Raw genomic sequence first — 17,795 nt, forward strand, 5'->3', positions numbered from 1 at the left:
ACCTTTATTCATTTCTTATTCTCTTTAACTCCTCAAAGGCTTTTTCTACTTCTTGCTTATTCAGTTTAATCTTTAGAAGCTTTTTACCTGCTTCTTTCTTCCTTCTCTTGATTACGTACTCCTCAAGGGACTTTGCTATAAATTTTGAAAGACTAAGCCCTTCTTTTCTTGCAAGGCTTTTCAACTCCTCAACAAGCTCCTTATCCAAGGAAATTGTAACTCTCTGAACCATAAGTTTTATGTTATGTAATGCATAACATAAATCAAGTTCACAATTTCTCCAAAATAACTTCCATCTGCTTTTCCTTTTCGGCTTCCATGTAGATATCCATGGTCGTTGAAATCCTTGAGTGCCCCGCCCACTCGGATATGAGGTTCACGGGAAAACCTTTAGTTGCAAGCTTCGTTATGTATGTATTCCTGAACCTGTGTGCATTTACTTCAATCTCATATCCCCTCTCCCGAAGTTCCTTCTTCAGCTTCCAGTAAAACCATTTAGCTGTTCTATCCGTCAAGGTAAAGGTCTTCACGTTCTTTGGATACTTAACCGAGTAGGTAAAGAAAAGGTCATCGGGCTTGAGCCTTTTTAGCTTCTCCTCAAAAATCTTTTTCCACTCAGGTTTAAAGAAGTAAATAAGAGCTTTCCTCTCTTTTGAAAACTTCCCCTCTCTTACCTTTACAAACCACACTTCCTTCTCCTTTCCTTCTTCCGTGAGAATTCGCTTTACCTCAAAGTCCTTCTTCCTTACCTTTACCGCTTCCGAAATTCTCAGTCCCGAACAAAGAAGAAATATCGTGAGAACGTAGTAAATGGGATGCTTTGCAGACACTCCTTCCACAGCTCCCCGAATGGCAGAAAGAATTAGGTTTATCTCCTCGTCCGAGAAATACTTCTTTTTTGCCTTCAGGGCTTCCTGAGCTTTCTTTGACTGAAAGAGTTTTCTAAGAGCTTTTTGGTCAAACTCAATCTCTATTCCTTGCTCCCCCAACCATTCGTAAAAAAGCCTCACTTCCTTGAAAACGTCTCTAATCGTGGTGTCTTTGAGTTTCTTTCCCTTCAGGTATTCGTAGAAGGAGAAGATTTCCCTTCGGGAAAAAGAAGGAAGGTCGTCCGAATACTCAAGAAGATGCCTGAGAAGATACGATTTCTTCTCAACGGTTTTTTTGTCCCTTGCTTTTCTGAGCTCAGAAATATAAGAGTCTATTAAGTGTTCCATTACATTTAATTATTATTTAAAAAAAAGCCCCCACCTCCCGGAGGGCTTACCTTCTTGCCAGGAGCTCCTCGTATTCCTTTTTTATAGGATTAATCCTGTTGAAAGCTTCTACCGCTTTTTTCAGCCTCTCCCCGTCTCCCGTTTTTTCTACGCTCTTTAGAGCCTTGAAACCTACCGAAAGGTGAATTTCCCTCACAAGGTCAGCGTAAGAGCCTGCAACTTCAAGGTTCTCTTCCTTTATAACTCTTCCGCTTTTTTTGTCAACGTAGTAGAGCTTTCCTCTTAGCTTTTCTCCCGCAAGAAGTTTTTGTGCAAGACTTTCCCCGTAGCCCGTTTCCCGAAACTGAATTACTATCGTGTTTTCGGGACAGTTATCTTGGCAAACCTCAAGGTTTAGCCCCGCAACCTCAAGGTCCTTCTTTATCAACCACCTGACGTTGTCTTCAAAAGCTCTCTTTAGCTCATCTGCATTTTCTACTTCCCTCGGATTTAGAAAAGCTTCAAACTTGACAGCCTCGTAATTCTCAAACACAGGTTCAGATTGCCTGATTTGTTTTGCCATCTTCAATCCCTGATAGCTCTGGTACCCACCTTTCACCAGCATAAAAGTGCTAGAAACCGCACCTACCGCTTCAGAAGTTCGCCCGCAGGAAATCAGAAAAGCTCCCAGAACACAAACTCCTATCAAGCCCTTCCGCATCTTCCCGCCTCCTTTTTTTTCTAATTTTACTTTGAGGAGTTCTTTTTGAGCCCGGAACGTATTATTAAATCCTATGGGGATTAAGCTTACGGAAGAGCAAAAGGACATCATCAAATCCTTTCGTGAAACTCAAAAGATGAAAGTAAATGCCTACGCGGGAACGGGAAAAACCACAACCCTTAGGGCTCTTGCGGAAGTCTTTTCCAGAAAGAGATTTTTGGTTCTTACCTTCAATCGCTCAATCGCTCAGGAGCTAAAAGCAAAAATGCCCAAAAACTGCATAGTGATGACCATTCATTCCCTTGCCTTTTCCTTCCTCCCCGATAAATTGAAAAAAAGGCTCGTTAACAGAAAAATTTTCGTTGATGAACTTATAAATCTTCTTGGAATTGAACCTCTCAAGGCTAACTTCGTAAAAGACGCCTTTGAAGCCTTTTGCAATTCCGTTTATCTCAAAGTTTCTCCTCAGAACCTGAAGAAAATCATCTTTTCCAATCACGAGCTTAAAAAGAAGTTTTTCGCAACTTACGAGCTTTTCTCTCTCAAGGGAGAAGAGAGAAAGAAAAAAACGGAAGAAGCCCTTTCCCATCTCGCAGATACCTTAGAATACGTGTTTTTTGCGATTTCCAGAGAAAAGCTCCCCATAACTCACGATTACTACCTGAAACTTTTCCAGCAAAACCTTGACAGGTTTTCCGAATTCTTCAAGCAGTTTGACGCTCTCCTCGTTGACGAAGGACAGGACGTTAACGGAGTTCAGGAATTCGTTCTCACCAACGCCCCCGTTCCTCAAAAGCTCATAGTGGGAGACAGGCATCAACAAATATATTCCTGGAGAGGGGCAATCAACACTCTCGCAAGACTGAAAGACTGGGAGGAGAAATCTCTTACCGTTTCCTTCAGGTTTGAAAACGATGAAATAGTCAACGGAGCTAACCTGTTTTTGAAAAACTGGAAAAACGATAAAAACACGATTAAAGCGGTCAAAACGGGAAGAACAAACGGACTCTTTGCTTACGTCACGAGAACCAACGCAAGGCTCGTTGAACTTCTTGCAAAGATAAAAGAGCCGGTTTTCTTTGCAAGAGAGCTTGACGAGATTTTCAGAAGCGTAAGGGAAGCAGAAAGGTTGCTCAAGTTCTACTACTTTCCGAACGAAAAGTGGCTCTACGGAATTCCTAACTACCTTAAGAAAATCACGATGGAAGCAAGAGATAAGGCGAGAAGCCTTGAAGAGTTCATGCTTCACTTTGCAGAAGCTGGAGAAGTTGAATACTACCACGCCCTTCAAATTGCAGACGAGTACGATATAGAAACTCTCTACGAAAAAGCCAGAAAGCTTCTTTCTCCCGAAGCAAAAATCGTTCTCACGACCGCTCACTCCTCAAAGGGACTTGAATTTGAAAGAGTACACTTTACAAGCGATTTTCCCGACCTGATGAAAGAGGTAGTGAGCTTCATAGAAGAAAACGTCTGTGAGCTAACTGAAGTTAACGAAGAGGTAGCCAGGAAAGTAGTTAAAGGCATTCAGGAAAACGAAGAAGAATTCGGGGAAATCATTGACGAGATAAACCTTCAATACGTTGCCCTGACAAGAGTAATAAAGAGAGGTGAAGGTCCCGGTTACTTCAGAATTCAAAAAAACCTTGAAAAACAGCTCACTCCCGAAGCAGTCATGGAAGCGGTCAGGAAGGAGCTAAAGATAAGGGAAAAAGCTAAAAACCTGTGGGCTGAAGTTTCGGATAACGATGAACCAGATTGGGAAAAGCTTGACGGAGAATTTGACTTTTAGCTCTTCAGCCTTCCGATAATTAAAAAAGGAGGGTAACTATGGATTACAGCAAGAAGATTTTAGACCCGAACGGAGCACTTCTCCTCGTTCCCTCTTTTGACATAGTGAAAGAAGAGGGAAGAGTTTACGTTATGTTTCCGACAAGCGCTCCCCTTTTCTTTGAAAACAGAATGGAGATTGTCGTTTGGGGAGTAAAGTGTCCTGAGCTAAAGAACGTGTCAGTTGAGGAGTATGATAGAGAGTTTATAAATCCTATGCTAAGAGGTTTAATAGCGGAATTCATACTCGTTATGCACTCTCTCGGTATCAAGGACAGGGAAAGCATAATTGATAACTGGGACGTTTTCGCTCACAAGACTCGCTGGTTTGAGTTCTGGAAAAGGATAATTGCACTAAAGGGAACTGAGAAGATGAGAGAATGGTGGGAAAAGGTTAAGGGGGAATTTGAAAGACTTGAATACGCAAAGAGAGACGAACTCAGGATGGGGAACGTAAAAGTCGGAGACCTAATTTACAACACTGTGGAAGAGAAAAAGGTTGACGAATTGTTCAGAGTGATGCAGGGAGCATCGGAAGGAAGAGTTCACTATGGAGCGAAACTCCTCGTGGGAGAACACTTAGCTGACTCCTATGCAAAAGAGCTTTTGTCCTTAGCTGAGGAGTTTTTAAAAGAAGTTGCGGGAGCAGGAATTGAATTGAGCGTTTGAATGTTGAAAAAACGCTCAAGAAAGTAGGGAAGCATTTTCTAACAATAGAAAGTGAAGATGAGTGATTATACATTGGGACTCGTTTTTGTAGGTTTGGGAGTTCTGATTATCGGTCTTTTGATTGCGTGGATTGTTAACGTACAGGAAAGAAAACTGGAAAAACGAAATTAGCAAGTTGCGAGAAAATTAATTAAGAAGGGGGAAGAAGATGGGAGTGTTTGAGCTTTTAGGTTTCTTCTTCTTTCTCTTCATTCTCGGTTACATCTTTTACGCTTCCGGAAGAATGACACTTCACTTCTTTTGGGAAATCAAGAGAGTGTTCGGAAGCTGGTTCATATTTCCGACGATAGTCATTCCTGCGGTTCTTTCCGTTTTCCTGACTTCCCTTGAGACGGGAGCGGGAAGGTGGTGGAGCAATCCCCTCTTTTGGGGGTGGTTCGTTGTTCTCGGAACGATAGGGACTCTCGCAACCTGGTTATACGTTCATTACAGATATACGGGAAAGAAGGGAGTTAACCTCATTCCCGAAGAGTACATGAGCATTGAAGCAAAACCTGAAGTGTTCGTGATAAAGAACGAAGAGAAGAAAGAAGAAAAGCTCAAGGAAAAGGTAGAGGACGTTAAGGAAGTTGCTGAGAAGGTAGCAAAAGCTCTCAGCGTTGAGGAAATGAAAAAGCACGTTATCGGTCAGGAACAGGCACTTGAAAAGATAAGCTACACGGTTAGACTGAGCGTAAAAGAGCTTGAAAGGGGAAACGAAAAGAGGGAAAAGATACTCTCTTCCTTCATTCTCGTGGGGACTACGGGAGTGGGAAAAACGGAAACAGCAAAAGCGATAGCTAAAATCTTAGAACCTCTCGGATACTCCTTCCTGAGAGTTGATATGAACCAGTTCAGGGACGAACAATCCATCTGGACCTTGCTCGGTTCTCCGAGGGGATACCTCGGTTCTGAAAAGGGAGGACTGCTCCCGAACGCACTCAAGAAAAATCCGAGGAGAGTGATTCTCTTTGACGAGGTTGAAAAAGCACATCCGGACGTTATGTCCTTCCTTCTTCAGTTTCTTGACGAGGGATACGTTATTGAGAGGGAAAGTGGAAACAGATACGATGCAAATCTCAGCCTGGTTTTCTTCACCTCAAACCTGTATGCTAAGGAAATAGGAGAGTTAGCCTCAAGGGAAGAAGAAAACGAAGTTGAAAGGGAGCTTCTCATCAGGAGAATGCTTGAAGGATACTTCAAACCTGAATTCCTGGGAAGGATTGATGAAGTAGTTCCCTACAAACCTCTCAGCTACGAAGACCTTCTTCTTATCGCAAGGAAGGAGCTTGCTAAGGTGAACGCAGAAGAAAAAGCGGAAGAGCTAACGAGAAAGTACTACGAACTTGCAAGGGAATACGGAGTGAGGTTGTTCCTCAAGAAGATAGTCAAGGAAGCTATCTCAAATTAGCTCTTCAACCGCCCTATAATCCTAAGGACATTTTCTTCATCTTCTTCCAGAACATCAAGCTCAAGGTAGTATTGCCACTCCTTTAAAAATTCCCGAAGCTCCTCTCCCGACTTCTTCCAGCCTTCGTATAAAGCTTTTGAAAACTCCTCAAAAGAAGGGAAGACTTTTAAAACTCTCTCTTTTGCCCTCTCGGATAGCGTGGCAAGAAAGCCCGAAATTTTAGCGAGAGCTTCCTGAGCGGATAACTTCTCCACTTCACTTTGAAGGAGCTTCTCAAACACAGGTTCAAGCTCATTTCTCAAAAAAGAGGAGAGCAAAAAATCGTATTCCGTTTTCTGTGGGAGAAAAAAGTCGCTCTTTAGAACTCCCAGGGGACTTTGAATTTTCTGATTTTTGTCTCTCAGGATTATGGTCTTTACCGCTCTTTTGAGGGCTTTTTTCAGTTCTTCTTCCCCCTTCTCCTTAAACATTTCTTTTACGTTAGCAAGAATGTATAGGGCTTCCATCAAAGATACACGGGAGAGCTTTTCCTTCTTGAGGTAAACCAAGTAGGGCTTTAGCTCTTCAAAAAGTTCAAGGGCTTTTTGCTTAAACTTCTCGTAAGCGTAGTCTCTCGCTTCTTTTTTGAGGTTTTCTTCGTAAACCTTTTGAAGAATACTTCTAATTAGCTCGGGGTTATTATAGCTATTTAGCAATTTCCTTATTTCCTCTTCAATTTTCTTTTCCTCTTCTTTAGCCTGCTTCCATTCCAGGTGGAGATTTTTCAACATAGTTTCCTTTTTCCTCGGAACGTGAACGTTTATTATTTTCTTACTCCTAACGTCGTAAAACTTCGCTTCGTAGTATTCGTATTCCCTTACCCCCTTTCGCTTCTTTCTACTGAATAATCCCTCATACCTCAATTCTTCCCTTAAAATCCCCAGAGCTTCCTTTATCTTCCTCTCTGCTTCCTCTTTCATTACCTTATCCCCTTTAAATCTATATCACTGTAATACTGAGTTGCAACAAATGTAAATCTCTGAGTTCCGCTAAGTATTGGCGGAACTTCCCAAAAGGTTTGGAAATCAACCGGGCGGAAACTACCATCTAACTTATAGTTCCGCTAAAGTTTAGCGGAACTATTTCCGAAACCTTTGAAAATAGGTCCTTCGGATAAACATTCCTTTAGGTTCCGCTAAAGTGTTTCTTTTTTGAGTTATAAAGAGAAATTCCTTACACTATCGTTAACAACATTTACTTGGCGGAACTTCCCGTCGCTAAAGCGTAAGGCTTACAAAATCAAGGACTTTAAAAGTAGTTCCGCTAAAACTTGTCGGAACTTTTGGAGTTTTCCGGACGCACGAAGTCCCTTCATTCAAACGTTTCCCGTAAGTTCCGCTAATATTTGGCGGAACTTTATGTATTCCTGAAACTTTGCTTTTCAGAAATTCTGAGAAAAATTAATATGTATGGCTAAAGTGAAGGAAGAGCTTCTGAACGTGGATATGCTGATTAACAAGCTAAAAGAAAGAGGGATAGAAATAAGCCGTTCGGGAATATACTACTGGATTTTGAAGGGAGTTATACCGGGCAAGTATGTAGTTCCTAAAAAGAGAGGAGTCAAAAGGAGAATATACTACTTCAAGCCCGAGGTAGTGGATTACCTCGTTGAAAAGCTGAAGTAATCGGAAACTTTTTCTTCAAGCCCAAAGTTGTAAACCAAGGTTTACAACTCCCCTCCGCTTGAAATCTCCGAACGCTCTAAACACGATTTGCTGACAAAACAACATAACAACACAAACTTTAACACCTCCTCCCTGGGCGAAAGGGGCTTTTCGCCCCTTGAGAAAAAAGCTCAGGGAGGAGAAAAATGACAGAAAGAAAAATTCAACTCCTTAAAAGACTTTTCCCAAACGTTAACTTTTCAAGAATGAAACCTTACGAAATAGACATCTTCATGGACAGAAATGAACTTCACGCAGAAAGAAGGTTGATTGAAAGAACTAACCTTCCCACTACAGAAATGCTAAGAATTTCCATAACAGCAAACCACATCGCAACAAACACAAAAAAGAAAACTTACGTTCCCGTATTCAAAAACAACGTTCCGATTGGATAAGTGGTTCTGGAAAAGGGAAAGATAAAAACAAAGACATAAAAAAGAATGAATTGTATTTCCCAAAGTGGAATTATTCCCAACTTCAACAATTAATAGAAAACAAAGCGAGTGAACACGGAATAGAAGTTGAAAAAGTAAATCCGAAAAAAACTTCCCAAAGATGTCCTAAATGTGGATACATAGGCAAAAACAGGGAAGAGGTAAGACCTAAAAGGGATACTTTCATATGTCCCGAGTGCAAGTCGGAGTTTTACGCAGATTTTGTAGGAGCTTTCAACGTAGCAATAGGAGGATATGATGCTTTTAAATCTTAGCCTTCTTTCAGAATTTCCTCATTTTTCAATAACTTTTATGCTTCTCCTTTATCATTTTGTTGCTTTCTAAGCCTCAAACATCTTTTCTTAAGATGTTTGGGGATTTTTACAAATTTTCGGTAACCCTCTAAAGTTTCCAAAAATCAATGGCTTTCTCAATATGTATTTATATATCAACTGTAGTAAAATGATAATTGTGAACAAAGAAGAATATATCAAAGAAAAGATAAAGTTTTTAACGGAATATTTAAAGATATTATGGATTGTATTAATAGCAGTTAGTGGAGGAACGGCAAGCCTATTTATAAAACTGGATAGTCCCATAAAAGCTATATTACTACTTATAGGAATAGTTTTAATTGTAATGACTTCCTCTATCATACTGCTATTAACAATTGAAATTTTCAGGTTATTGGAAATATTAAAAGATGGAGGTAATAAAAATGAATGAATTTTTACAAACATTAGCTTTTATAGGCTTCATAGTTGCCAGCGTAGTGTTAATTGTAAACTTTTATAGGCTTTTCAAAGTATTTAAAAAATATACCAAAGCAATGTAAAGTCCCTTATTTTCAATATCTTCTGGTTGTGTTAATATAAGGACAGTTTATGCTTTCTACCCTATCATCCCCTCTTCCTTCAACCACTTCAGGACTTTCTCTTTCTCCACTCCTAACACTTCCGCTATTTGTTCTGGTTGAAGTTTCAGCTTCTTGTATAGATTTATTGCCGATGTTTTTAAGCCCTTTTCTAACACTTCCTTATAGAAAGGGCTTTGTTCAATGTCAATCGTAATGGGCATATTAACTTTCCTTGTTAATCAATAAGCTTTTCTTCTTTTAGCCACTTGATAACCTTGTCTTTCGGGACATTCAGGATTTTTGCTATTCTTTCTGGACTCCATTTTGTCTCCCTATAAAGCCTTATAGCGTCTTCTCTCTTTGCTTCTTCTTTCCCTTTTTCTATTCCCTTTTCTAATCCTTGCTTTAGTCCTTTTTCCAATCCTTCTTTGTAAAGCGGGTCTTTTTCAAGGTCAATAGTAATAGGCATGTGGACCTCCTTTTTGAGCTCTACTAACAAATTTAGCCTTTGTGGTCTTAAATGAGCAAGATGGAAGAGCATCTCAAGGTATCTCTCTCTTTTCTCCTTTGGAAGCCTTGAAAACCTCAAAAGGATTTCCTTAAGAACTTCCTTTTCCTTAGGTATCCTGCACAGAATCGCAATTATCCAGTCCGAAGGCTCGGGGCTTTCCAGAAAAGGTGTGCAGTCAAGAGCGTTAAGGTCTACGAGCTTATAACTGAACCTGAAGTTTCCAAGGGAAACGGAGTCCTTCATTCTTCTTAAGGAAGCTTCTCCCACATAAACAACAGCCTGTTTAGGAATTTTCTTGTAGTTTTCGTAGATGAGAAGGAAGTAGTAAGCCATTCTTAAGTGCATGTCTGGGTCATCCGTTGACTGAATTTCAAGGTGGTAAATTTCGTTCTGGAACTCAACAACGAGATCAGCCTCTCTTTCAAAGAGTTTGGGGAGCTTTACGTCAAGGAGCTTAGCCTTTTGAGGGTCAATAGAGGTTCCGAAAGCTAACCTGAAAAGGGCAGGCGGGAGTTCCTTAAAGAGCTTCCGTAAAGGTATATCGTATTTCTTGGCCATAGGGCTATTTTAGGTTAAAGGCAGGAATAAAGTGGAAAATCACTTCCAGAACTCCCACCATCTTTTGGGCTTCGCTTGAAGCTCCTTTATGCGGTTCCTGAGTTCTTCTATTAACTCTTCCTTAGCCTTTATCGTGTTTTCCGCTTCCTTTAGTCTTCCCTCAAGTTCCCCGAGTTTATAGAGAGCCTGCTTTAACTGGTCCTGCGTTTTCTGATATAAGGAGCTTTTCCACGAAAAGAAGAGTTGCTGGAACCGGGAAAAAGAACCAGATTTCTCATCAACGATAGCAGGGAGGTGCTTAAGATGTTGGGTTCTCTGTCTCACTTAATTGTGGAAGTGGAGAAGCAACCAAAGGATCTGAGAGAAAAGGCCAAAAGCTTCATTCCATTCATGCTCCTTCAGATGGAGGACGAGGACTTGGACAGACTGGACAGTGAATACAGCAAGAAGGAAGCAATTTACCTTATGATGGCAATGCTACTGTTCCCGAAGGAAATGTGGACTGAGATGGGTATACCGGATTACCTGATGAAATACGAGATAGCGAATGAGGAGGAAGAAGAAGAAGAGTATTAAACGCGTTAAGAAAAAGAAGGGCAGGAACTATAAAAAGATTTACGCACTCAAATTCCCAAACTTCTTAAGTAGAGAAGTTTGATATTTGATTTTCAATAAACTTATAAGCATGCATGGAGAAAGTCGTTGATTTTCAAAGCGTTCCGAAGGTGAAAGGAGCTTTTAGCTCCTTCAAGGCGACAATGAAGGAATTATGAGTTAAACAAAAAGCAGGAGGTTGGATATAGACGAAGAAACTCTAACAGAGATAAAATCTTTGATGTGCTTCACAGGAGTTGCGTTTTCTTCCTTCTCCATAACTTTATACTTCCTTACTCATACCTTGCAAAACTTTAGTTTAAAATTTATTAAGAAGGTTATTGTGAACCTAGATGAGGAGAAAGCAAGAGACTTATTGCTCGTTATTACTATACCGATGCTTATTTTAAATAGTGTCGCTTATTCTTTAGATATATTACTCGACTTAAAAGTTGTAGATATGAGTATGGATTTACTTTATGAACAAGTATTTCTACTCGGTTATATAATCGGTATACATCGCTTTGTGATTACGAATTTTTTAGTTTCTTTATACTTACTTTTGCTTAGTATGCTGATAGTAAAAAATAAGTGGCAAGCTATAAGTTCAAATCCTACGGAAATCCTTATAAAGGTGCTAAGTGCATTTGCATTAGTAATACTGTTTTATTTTCTTTTTATCGAAGAAAAGAGAGCTTTAGAAAGACTTATTGGGAAGAGCAAATGAGAAAATTTGTAGCAGTAGCATTGCTGTTACGACATTTGGCTCGCTTCTTTCATCTTCATTAAATCCCTATGCTCCCACGTCTAAACTTGGCGTTCTCATCTTAATTAAAGTAATATTTCCACCTTCGTATTCAAATAAAAGATATATTCTTTCAAAAGTTTCACTCTTAATAAGCTTAAACATTTCTTCTGCATCCTTATATTGAGTTATATTGTCTTCAATTTTTATAACTAACCAAATTGGATCACTGACTTTATACTTCTTTGCTTCTTTCTTTTGAATAACTTCTTTTATTCTTTCGTGAAAGGGTTTATTACTAAAAATTGGAAAAGAACAAACTTCCACAGATTCACATTTTTCAAATATTATGTATTCTATATACTGCTTAAGGAAACTGGGTATATCTTCATCCGTTTTTACCTTTATTATTCTTCTACCTTTTTGAAACTTTTCTTCCTTTATTACCTTTTCCTTTATATATTCTAAAAGGCTTTTTATGAATTTTTCTTTTTTCTTTTTAGCTCCTCTACCTTTAAAGATTTCTTTCTTCTTAAATAGATCATATGAAAATTGTATTTCTATTCTAATATTATTCAAATTTCTTTTTTTCATATATTCCTCGATTTCGGCCACTAAGCCTTCTTTTTTAAGAAAAATGCGATCTGGAAGTTCTTTGTTGTCTGGAAGTTCTTTGTCGAAAGGTTTTATTTCAATGTCTCTTTTTTCTATGCTGTAATTAAGGTTCATTATATCCCTATCAGCTATTGGTAAAAGTGTTACTTCTATGTATATTTCCCTTTCATTACCATAAGATTTACATTTACACTTAAAATCTGGTTTATTTTCTTCAAATATTTTCTGACATTTATATATCAAAATATTTTCTTGATTTTTAAGAGCATCTTTAAACTCATTAAGTATAATTTTTTCTTTAATACTCTGTTCAATTTCCTGTTTTTGTATTTTATTCTCTTGTAAAGTAAGTTCTTCACCTTTTCCCATACAAAAAATGATAAACCAAACTTCCCAAAAGATTAAAGATGTTTATTTCTTCTTTAATATTCTTTTAAGTATTCTCAGTTCTAAGTTTTTATCAAACAATTTCTTTAGTTCATTCTCAAATTCTTTAGTATGGAAAACTCCGTATTTCAGGTGTAATAGCTCGTGAGCTATTATATACTCCAGTTCTTTATCTGTAAGCCTTTGTATGACTTCGGAATTTAGGTAAATTGTATTTTTCCTTAAAGATACAGAAGCGATTTTTCTTTTGAAAGGTTTTAACCTTACTTTTACGTTTTCTTTGATTCCCAATTTCTCTTTCAGTTTACAAAGCGTGAGATTTATTTTTTCGTATTTACTCATTTTTAATCTCCTTTCTCATAGGAATTAATAGTTCCTCTATCAAAGAATCTAAGATTTTTTCAAGTTTTTCCTCTCCTTTTTCTACAGAAAATATAAGCTCTTCTTTTAGCCTGCTCTTTATTTGCTCGGTCGGTTTTTTCTCTAAAAATACTTTTATGCTTTCTCTTAGTTCCTTTGTTGGTTTTATCTCAATTCCATTATTGCTTAGAATAAACTCAAGATTTTTTAGGATTATATCTTCGGGTTTAAGATTTTTCCTCTGTGCTTCATACTTTTTTAGTCTATTTACGGAATCCTCAAGAGTTTTTATAACTTCTTCTATGTTTACCTTTCGTGATATGTATTTATCTCTTAGTTCTTTTAATCTTTTATATATGGCTTTGTGTATTGGGTCCTTTTTATCCTCAAGATAGGCTATAAGGGGTATCAGGAAATCCGCAACTATTGTGTAATCCTTACCACTACTTCTAAGCTTTTCTATAACTTCAAGGGAAAATTTAAGCTCTCCTATTTCTTTTATATCGGAAAACTCAATTCTTTTTAAGAGTTCATCTTTAATATCGCCAGGAATTTCTACTCTCGGTTTAAGCTTTCTTGTTATACCTGCGGATAATACTCGGAGTTCCCTATAAGTATCGTAATAATTTACCTTTTCGGGAAAAGCTCCTATAGCTTCGTAAATTTTTATTGCTTCTCTCACAAGGGGATAGAGAAGGAGTAATCCTTTCTCGTTTGTTATTATCTTGTTAATCGCATCGTGATAAATTTTTTTATTTCCTTTCTTTACCTTATCAACGAATTCGTTCCATTCAATTCCCGTAATTTCTTTAAAAAGCTCCTTAAACTTCTGAAGCTTGCTTAAAAATTCGTTCCATAGTTCTGAGCTGTCCCTGAAGAGGTTCTTAAGTATGTCCCTGTTAATTTCTTCATCTTCATATAGGTTATACTTTTCAATAGCTTTCTTGTAATTTTCAATTAGGACACCGCAAAGGTCAACGATTAAACCGTATTTCTTTGAGGGATAGGGTCTGTTTACTCTTGCTGAGGATTGAAGGAGGAGAACATCTTTCATGAGCTGGGCTATATACATGACTTTTAAGATTGGAGCGTCAAAGCCGGTGAGGAGCTTCTTATTAACTATTAGGATTTTGGGGAGTTTTTCGGAGTGTTTAAAGTTTTCTGTCCATTCTTTATTTAGGATTTCTATGTTTTTTCCGTATCTTTCCTCAACTTCTTTTCTGTATTTCCTTATTATGTCTTCGTCGTTGTTGGTGTGAGTTATTACGACTTGACTCCATTCGGGAGTGTATTCCTTAACATACTGGGGCATAAATTGGTCAAGGTATCTCTTGAACTTTACAGCACTTGCTCTGTCCTGTGCTACTATCATAGCCTTAAAGGTAAAGTTTTCCGTGTCTTCCTTTATTTTCTGGGCTATATATAGGCTCGCTTTTTTTATGAAGTCTTCCGCTTTTAGTAAATCGCTAAAGGGTAGTTTTTCCTTAACTTCTGACTCTGATACTTCGGGAATTTCGTCCTCTTCTTCCAGCTTTCTGTTTACAAAGTAATCTTTTATTAGTTTTTCAATATCCTCCTCTGTAAGATTTATCTTTACTCCCTCGGATACCGCAACTCTCCAAGTTAGGGGAATGGTATATCCGTCCTTTATTGATTGCTGAATGAAGTATTTATCTAAGTAAAACTCTCCTTCCTGTGGGTATGCGTATTCCTGGAAAGTGCTGTTTTCCTGCTTGTGAACCGGAGTTCCTGTAAAGCCGAACCTTAAGGCTTCCGGCAATATGTAGTTTCTTACAGCTGTTAATATACTCTTTCCACCTTCAGTCCTATGGGCTTCGTCCCTCAAAATAAGTATTTCTTTCTTTTGTATTTTCATATCCGTTAGGGCTTCCTTAAAGTATTCCTCAAGGTCCTGGGCAAGTTTTTTCCTGAACTTGTGAGCCATTACGAGGTAAACCGCTTTAGGGTCTATGTTATGGTTTTTTTCCGATTCTTTTATTCGTATTAGCTCCTGCTTTAACTCTTCAGTGCTTTCTATTTTCTTAAAAACTTCTTTAAATCTTGCATTCCTGAGAGGTCTTATGTCTTCTTCATCAAATTGCTTTTCTAATTCCTTTCTATCAACTATTATGAAAACTACCGGTTTTCTGTTTTCATACTCTCTGTAAAATTTCTCCGCAAGGTAGATTATCTCAAAGGTTTTCCCGGAACCTTGCCAGTGCCATACTAATCCCTTGTTTTTATCGGATTTTTCATTAAGGTAATCCTTTATTCTTTTGAAAGCTTTATTTACAGCTTTATACTGCATGTATCGGGGGAGTGTTTTAAAGATTGTTCCGTCCCCCCTTGAGCTAAAAAAGGTAAAGTTTCGGATAATGTCAAGTAGCGTATGGGGTAAAAAAAGTTCTATGATGTTCTCGTTTCCCTGGTCATCTCTCCATATGTTAAGATTCCTCTGAAATCTTTTCTCTTTATCGGGGTTTGGGTATGTGGGTAGGTAGACCTGCATGTCTGCAAACACAGCACCAATCTGAACGAACTTGAATAGCTCGGGACTATCTTTTTCATATCTCTCTATCTGTGTTAATCCCTCAAGATAGGTGTAGCTTTCGGATTCTGAGATTTCCCTTTTTGCTTCTATTATGGCTACGGGAATGCCGTTTATGAAAAGTGTGAAGTCGGGTTTTACGTTTTCTGGTGAACCTTTAAACTTTGCCTCATGTATGAAACAGAAGGTATTATTTTCCGGGTTTTTGTAATCTATGAAATTAATTTTTACCGCTACGTTTCCTTTGTTTCCTCTATTTAACTCTACGATTGTGCCATCTTTCAGGTAATCAAGAAGCTGAACGGGGTCCCTTAAGGAGAAGAGTTTATTAATCGCATCCTGAATTACCTTTTTAACGTGGTCGTCTTTTAAGCCTTTTGCCTCAAATTCCTGAGCGTTTATTTCCCTTATTTTCTGGGTAAGGATATCTTTGAGAAGGTAATCCTCAATAAGCTGGTGTTCTTTATATCCTCCGCATTTTTGCCATCCAACTTTTTCCAAGTTTTCCGAAATTTTTTTATGGGTAATGTTCTCCGTAATCATTTTACGCTTCTTTACTCCTTTAGTTAGAAACTATTTTAAAACCTTAAGCTCCAACTCCTGACCGGTCTTCTCTATTTTAGACCATCCCATTATTTCGTAACCTACCACTTCATTTTTCTCGTTGTAATCTACAACTATACCTTTTCCTTCTATATATTCACTTTCCGCAACCGGCTCGTCTTTTAGCTTTATTAAAAGTGTATCTGTTTCTGGTATATATTTTATCCGCATATCTTCTTCCTCCTAAGTGTTCTATCAAAATAAGCGGTAATAATTATTAATTTATTTTCTTGAAGCTCAACAACAATTTTTAAACATCTATCTCCTACTTTCTTGATTCTCCATTCTCTATTAGGAAATATATCGTCAGGCAAAATTATATCTGGTTTTTCTATAAATTCAATAATTTTGTTTATATCTATCCCCTGTTTTAAGAAGAATTCTTTTCTATCTTCCCACTTTTCCCAGAAATGCTTGGTAAACTCATACATCATTTTTTACTCTCACCTTCCCCGTAAGTAATAAATCCATAAACTTTTTCTTTATTCTCTGGAGTGTTTCTTTCTGGCTTTTCAGGTTCTCTATCTGGTCATCTATGGTCTTTAACCTTTGGGCTATGGCTTTCTGTTCTTCAAGTGGGGGGAGGGGGATGGGGAGGTTTTCAAAGGTGGATTTTTTAACAATTGGAGTAGTAGTTAATCCTGCTATAAGTTTTAAATATTTAGCTCTATGTTTCATAATATAGTATAGAAATTCGTAATAGATTTTATCCTCAAAGGGAACGATAGCATTTATTTGTTGGTTTGTTATGCACGGTTTAACATTTATAGTTACTTCTCCGATAGAGGCTATACATACAGTCAATACCGAAAAGGGAGGTATTAACGTAGCTTGGGCAGCTCCTTTTTCAGTAACATATCTATCTGTTTCTTTTATGTATTTTTTCCCTTTATAATCTGTGGGTGTTACAAACATAATATTACCATTCCAGTATTCCCTTACTCCAGTAGAGGGAGTTTTTCCAGTTATAATTTTTCCTATACCTTTCAATCTTTCCACTTTCCACTCCTTCGGAATCTTACCGATTTCCGTATCCTTAAATTCCTTATGGTCAAAAACTCCCCTCGTAAAGTAAACGTCCATGAGTCCCTTTTTAATCCTCTGGAGTGTTTTTATTTTCTCCTCTATAACCTCAATAAGGTCATCAAAATCCTTTAAAACCTTTGCGATGGCTTTCTGTTCGGGAAGTGGGGGGAGGGGGATATATACATCTTTTAGAAGTTTAAAATGTCTTCTATAATGTTGAGGTTTAGGTTTAAAATTTTCTAAAACATAGAAGAAATAAAGCTCATTCAAACTATTAACAGGTTTCAATAACTTAACTCCTTCACCAGCTACTATAAAAGGAAAGTCGATATATTTAATTTCACAAGTATGGTCTCCAAAAATGAGCATAGGTAAATTTTCATTTATTAAAAATTTTTCTTCATCTGAAAAACCAACTATAAACTCCTTGCCCTGATTAATAACAGGGTATTTCCCCTTTTTATGAATTTCTTTCTCTTTGATACCATTTACAGAACTTGTAAATTTTAAAACATCCTTTACTTTCTTCACCTCCCACTCCCTCGGAATTTCGCCTATTTCAGTGTTTTTAAAATCTTTTTCCCTGTAAAAACTTACTTTTGTCATATTATTACCTCCTAAATTAATCTAATCCCTGTCTTTTTAGCGGTAAGGCTAATCTCATCTTTAGAATCAAAAGGTCTGATAACTACATCTATTTTTTGCTCTCCTATTTTCTCCTCAAGTTTTACTAAAAACCTCAGCTTTTTCCTTAACATGTCCTCTAATGTTTCTGTTTCCACGTATATGTCTATATCCCCTCCCCTCTTGTTTAAATCAACTCTTGAACCAAAAAGCCAAACCTTTACATTCTCTCCAAAAATTTCTTTAGCTGTTTCAACAATAGCTTTTATCTCTTCCTCAGAAAGCCTTACCTTAAGCATTTGTAAGCTCCTCCACTTTTCTTATTACTTTTTCAATAGTTTTAACTTTCTCAATTGCCAGTTCAA

Annotated in this window: 23 protein-coding genes; 9 read left to right on the forward strand and 14 right to left on the reverse strand. The window is 37.7% G+C overall.

From position 1 onward, the window contains the following. Window positions 1-4: 4 nt before the first annotated feature. From ACYQZ0_RS00105 to ACYQZ0_RS00115, 3 genes are read right to left on the reverse strand one after another with little or no spacing between them, the layout of a single operon-like run. The gene (locus ACYQZ0_RS00105; protein ID WP_459774340.1) at window positions 5-232 is read right to left on the reverse strand and encodes a DUF6364 family protein; all 228 of its coding nucleotides are present in this window, start codon (window positions 230-232) and stop codon (window positions 5-7) included. Window positions 233-269: 37 nt separating this feature from the next. Further along, window positions 270-1,217: a tyrosine-type recombinase/integrase gene (locus ACYQZ0_RS00110; RefSeq protein WP_459774341.1), complete on the reverse strand. Its 948-nt coding sequence runs from the start codon at window positions 1,215-1,217 to the stop codon at window positions 270-272. Window positions 1,218-1,263: 46 nt separating this feature from the next. Continuing rightward, the gene (locus tag ACYQZ0_RS00115) at window positions 1,264-1,917 is read right to left on the reverse strand and encodes a hypothetical protein (protein ID WP_459774342.1); all 654 of its coding nucleotides are present in this window, start codon (window positions 1,915-1,917) and stop codon (window positions 1,264-1,266) included. A 73-nt stretch (window positions 1,918-1,990) separates the two neighbouring features. On the opposite strand from ACYQZ0_RS00115, the gene ACYQZ0_RS00120 reads away from it, so the two are divergent. From ACYQZ0_RS00120 to ACYQZ0_RS00130, 3 genes are all read left to right on the forward strand, one after another. Next, a complete protein-coding gene (locus tag ACYQZ0_RS00120) occupies window positions 1,991-3,709 on the forward strand; it encodes a UvrD-helicase domain-containing protein (protein WP_459774343.1) in 1,719 nt (572 codons plus the stop codon). 38 nt (window positions 3,710-3,747) lie between these two features. Beyond that, the gene (locus ACYQZ0_RS00125) at window positions 3,748-4,416 is read left to right on the forward strand and encodes a hypothetical protein (RefSeq protein WP_459774344.1); all 669 of its coding nucleotides are present in this window, start codon (window positions 3,748-3,750) and stop codon (window positions 4,414-4,416) included. Between the two features lie 208 nt (window positions 4,417-4,624). Further along, a complete protein-coding gene (locus ACYQZ0_RS00130; RefSeq protein ID WP_459774345.1) occupies window positions 4,625-5,866 on the forward strand; it encodes an AAA family ATPase in 1,242 nt (413 codons plus the stop codon). On the opposite strand, the gene ACYQZ0_RS00135 is transcribed toward ACYQZ0_RS00130, so the two are convergent. Next, a complete protein-coding gene (locus tag ACYQZ0_RS00135; protein ID WP_459774346.1) occupies window positions 5,863-6,825 on the reverse strand; it encodes a hypothetical protein in 963 nt (320 codons plus the stop codon). The two genes, ACYQZ0_RS00130 and ACYQZ0_RS00135, sit on opposite strands and share 4 nt — an antisense overlap. Window positions 6,826-7,314: 489 nt before the next feature. On the opposite strand from ACYQZ0_RS00135, the gene ACYQZ0_RS00140 reads away from it, so the two are divergent. The 4 genes from ACYQZ0_RS00140 to ACYQZ0_RS00155 all read left to right on the forward strand — a co-directional run bounded on the left by ACYQZ0_RS00140 (window position 7,315) and on the right by ACYQZ0_RS00155 (window position 8,729). Further along, window positions 7,315-7,530 carry a hypothetical protein gene (locus ACYQZ0_RS00140; RefSeq protein WP_459774347.1) on the forward strand — a complete coding sequence of 72 codons (216 nt, stop codon included), beginning with the start codon at window positions 7,315-7,317 and terminating at the stop codon, window positions 7,528-7,530. 185 nt (window positions 7,531-7,715) lie between these two features. Next, window positions 7,716-7,964: a hypothetical protein gene (locus ACYQZ0_RS00145; RefSeq protein ID WP_459774348.1), complete on the forward strand. Its 249-nt coding sequence runs from the start codon at window positions 7,716-7,718 to the stop codon at window positions 7,962-7,964. A gap of 35 nt (window positions 7,965-7,999) precedes the next feature. Beyond that, window positions 8,000-8,278 (forward strand): transposase, encoded by a 279-nt coding sequence (locus ACYQZ0_RS00150; RefSeq protein WP_459774362.1) that lies wholly within the window; start codon window positions 8,000-8,002, stop codon window positions 8,276-8,278. Window positions 8,279-8,465: 187 nt separating this feature from the next. After that, a complete protein-coding gene (locus ACYQZ0_RS00155) occupies window positions 8,466-8,729 on the forward strand; it encodes a hypothetical protein (RefSeq protein WP_459774349.1) in 264 nt (87 codons plus the stop codon). Between the two features lie 165 nt (window positions 8,730-8,894). Here the strand turns inward: ACYQZ0_RS00155 and ACYQZ0_RS00160 are convergent, their stop codons facing one another. From ACYQZ0_RS00160 to ACYQZ0_RS00170, 3 genes are read right to left on the reverse strand one after another with little or no spacing between them, the layout of a single operon-like run. Next, complete coding sequence (locus ACYQZ0_RS00160; protein WP_459774350.1) at window positions 8,895-9,080, reverse strand: hypothetical protein; 186 nt, start codon at window positions 9,078-9,080, stop codon at window positions 8,895-8,897. A gap of 14 nt (window positions 9,081-9,094) precedes the next feature. After that, on the reverse strand, window positions 9,095-9,928 hold the full coding sequence (locus tag ACYQZ0_RS00165) for an Rpn family recombination-promoting nuclease/putative transposase (protein ID WP_459774351.1): 834 nt from the start codon (window positions 9,926-9,928) through the stop codon (window positions 9,095-9,097). A 39-nt stretch (window positions 9,929-9,967) separates the two neighbouring features. Continuing rightward, window positions 9,968-10,252: a substrate-binding domain-containing protein gene (locus ACYQZ0_RS00170; protein WP_459774352.1), complete on the reverse strand. Its 285-nt coding sequence runs from the start codon at window positions 10,250-10,252 to the stop codon at window positions 9,968-9,970. A 6-nt stretch (window positions 10,253-10,258) separates the two neighbouring features. On the opposite strand from ACYQZ0_RS00170, the gene ACYQZ0_RS00175 reads away from it, so the two are divergent. Together ACYQZ0_RS00175 and ACYQZ0_RS00180 are read left to right on the forward strand one after the other, a co-directional pair. Next, window positions 10,259-10,504 carry a hypothetical protein gene (locus ACYQZ0_RS00175; protein WP_459774353.1) on the forward strand — a complete coding sequence of 82 codons (246 nt, stop codon included), beginning with the start codon at window positions 10,259-10,261 and terminating at the stop codon, window positions 10,502-10,504. Window positions 10,505-10,721: 217 nt separating this feature from the next. After that, on the forward strand, window positions 10,722-11,249 hold the full coding sequence (locus ACYQZ0_RS00180; RefSeq protein WP_459774354.1) for a hypothetical protein: 528 nt from the start codon (window positions 10,722-10,724) through the stop codon (window positions 11,247-11,249). 66 nt (window positions 11,250-11,315) lie between these two features. Here the strand turns inward: ACYQZ0_RS00180 and ACYQZ0_RS00185 are convergent, their stop codons facing one another. The 7 genes from ACYQZ0_RS00185 to ACYQZ0_RS00215 are packed head-to-tail and all read right to left on the reverse strand — an operon-like array spanning window position 11,316 to window position 17,729. Continuing rightward, a complete protein-coding gene (locus tag ACYQZ0_RS00185; RefSeq protein ID WP_459774355.1) occupies window positions 11,316-12,251 on the reverse strand; it encodes a hypothetical protein in 936 nt (311 codons plus the stop codon). A 42-nt stretch (window positions 12,252-12,293) separates the two neighbouring features. After that, window positions 12,294-12,611: a M48 metallopeptidase family protein gene (locus ACYQZ0_RS00190; protein ID WP_459774356.1), complete on the reverse strand. Its 318-nt coding sequence runs from the start codon at window positions 12,609-12,611 to the stop codon at window positions 12,294-12,296. Then, window positions 12,604-15,720 carry an HsdR family type I site-specific deoxyribonuclease gene (locus ACYQZ0_RS00195; RefSeq protein WP_459774357.1) on the reverse strand — a complete coding sequence of 1,039 codons (3,117 nt, stop codon included), beginning with the start codon at window positions 15,718-15,720 and terminating at the stop codon, window positions 12,604-12,606. Before ACYQZ0_RS00195 ends, ACYQZ0_RS00190 begins: the two co-directional genes overlap by 8 nt. 30 nt (window positions 15,721-15,750) lie before the next feature. After that, the gene (locus ACYQZ0_RS00200) at window positions 15,751-15,951 is read right to left on the reverse strand and encodes a DUF2283 domain-containing protein (protein ID WP_459774358.1); all 201 of its coding nucleotides are present in this window, start codon (window positions 15,949-15,951) and stop codon (window positions 15,751-15,753) included. Beyond that, window positions 15,942-16,211 carry a DUF4258 domain-containing protein gene (locus tag ACYQZ0_RS00205; RefSeq protein WP_459774359.1) on the reverse strand — a complete coding sequence of 90 codons (270 nt, stop codon included), beginning with the start codon at window positions 16,209-16,211 and terminating at the stop codon, window positions 15,942-15,944. Before ACYQZ0_RS00205 ends, ACYQZ0_RS00200 begins: the two co-directional genes overlap by 10 nt. After that, a complete protein-coding gene (locus ACYQZ0_RS00210; RefSeq protein WP_459774360.1) occupies window positions 16,204-17,412 on the reverse strand; it encodes a restriction endonuclease subunit S in 1,209 nt (402 codons plus the stop codon). The genes ACYQZ0_RS00205 and ACYQZ0_RS00210 overlap by 8 nt, the downstream gene beginning before the upstream one ends. A gap of 11 nt (window positions 17,413-17,423) precedes the next feature. After that, the gene (locus ACYQZ0_RS00215; protein ID WP_459774361.1) at window positions 17,424-17,729 is read right to left on the reverse strand and encodes a nucleotidyltransferase domain-containing protein; all 306 of its coding nucleotides are present in this window, start codon (window positions 17,727-17,729) and stop codon (window positions 17,424-17,426) included. Window positions 17,730-17,795: the final 66 nt, after the last annotated feature.

The organism is Aquifex pyrophilus, assembly GCF_054656935.1.

Excerpts from the sequence above, each read along its gene's own strand:
- ACYQZ0_RS00105 (WP_459774340.1), bottom strand. The coding sequence starts at position 232 with ATGGTTCAGAGAGTTACAATTTCCTTGGATAAGGAGCTTGTTGAGGAG.
- ACYQZ0_RS00110 (WP_459774341.1), bottom strand. The coding sequence starts at position 1,217 with ATGGAACACTTAATAGACTCTTATATTTCTGAGCTCAGAAAAGCAAGG.
- ACYQZ0_RS00115 (WP_459774342.1), bottom strand. The coding sequence starts at position 1,917 with ATGCGGAAGGGCTTGATAGGAGTTTGTGTTCTGGGAGCTTTTCTGATT.
- ACYQZ0_RS00120 (WP_459774343.1), top strand. The coding sequence starts at position 1,991 with ATGGGGATTAAGCTTACGGAAGAGCAAAAGGACATCATCAAATCCTTT.
- ACYQZ0_RS00125 (WP_459774344.1), top strand. The coding sequence starts at position 3,748 with ATGGATTACAGCAAGAAGATTTTAGACCCGAACGGAGCACTTCTCCTC.
- ACYQZ0_RS00130 (WP_459774345.1), top strand. The coding sequence starts at position 4,625 with ATGGGAGTGTTTGAGCTTTTAGGTTTCTTCTTCTTTCTCTTCATTCTC.
- ACYQZ0_RS00135 (WP_459774346.1), bottom strand. The coding sequence starts at position 6,825 with ATGAAAGAGGAAGCAGAGAGGAAGATAAAGGAAGCTCTGGGGATTTTA.
- ACYQZ0_RS00140 (WP_459774347.1), top strand. The coding sequence starts at position 7,315 with ATGGCTAAAGTGAAGGAAGAGCTTCTGAACGTGGATATGCTGATTAAC.
- ACYQZ0_RS00145 (WP_459774348.1), top strand. The coding sequence starts at position 7,716 with ATGACAGAAAGAAAAATTCAACTCCTTAAAAGACTTTTCCCAAACGTT.
- ACYQZ0_RS00155 (WP_459774349.1), top strand. The coding sequence starts at position 8,466 with ATGATAATTGTGAACAAAGAAGAATATATCAAAGAAAAGATAAAGTTT.
- ACYQZ0_RS00160 (WP_459774350.1), bottom strand. The coding sequence starts at position 9,080 with ATGCCCATTACGATTGACATTGAACAAAGCCCTTTCTATAAGGAAGTG.
- ACYQZ0_RS00165 (WP_459774351.1), bottom strand. The coding sequence starts at position 9,928 with ATGGCCAAGAAATACGATATACCTTTACGGAAGCTCTTTAAGGAACTC.
- ACYQZ0_RS00185 (WP_459774355.1), bottom strand. The coding sequence starts at position 12,251 with ATGGGAAAAGGTGAAGAACTTACTTTACAAGAGAATAAAATACAAAAA.
- ACYQZ0_RS00190 (WP_459774356.1), bottom strand. The coding sequence starts at position 12,611 with ATGAGTAAATACGAAAAAATAAATCTCACGCTTTGTAAACTGAAAGAG.
- ACYQZ0_RS00195 (WP_459774357.1), bottom strand. The coding sequence starts at position 15,720 with ATGATTACGGAGAACATTACCCATAAAAAAATTTCGGAAAACTTGGAA.
- ACYQZ0_RS00200 (WP_459774358.1), bottom strand. The coding sequence starts at position 15,951 with ATGCGGATAAAATATATACCAGAAACAGATACACTTTTAATAAAGCTA.
- ACYQZ0_RS00205 (WP_459774359.1), bottom strand. The coding sequence starts at position 16,211 with ATGTATGAGTTTACCAAGCATTTCTGGGAAAAGTGGGAAGATAGAAAA.
- ACYQZ0_RS00210 (WP_459774360.1), bottom strand. The coding sequence starts at position 17,412 with ATGACAAAAGTAAGTTTTTACAGGGAAAAAGATTTTAAAAACACTGAA.
- ACYQZ0_RS00215 (WP_459774361.1), bottom strand. The coding sequence starts at position 17,729 with ATGCTTAAGGTAAGGCTTTCTGAGGAAGAGATAAAAGCTATTGTTGAA.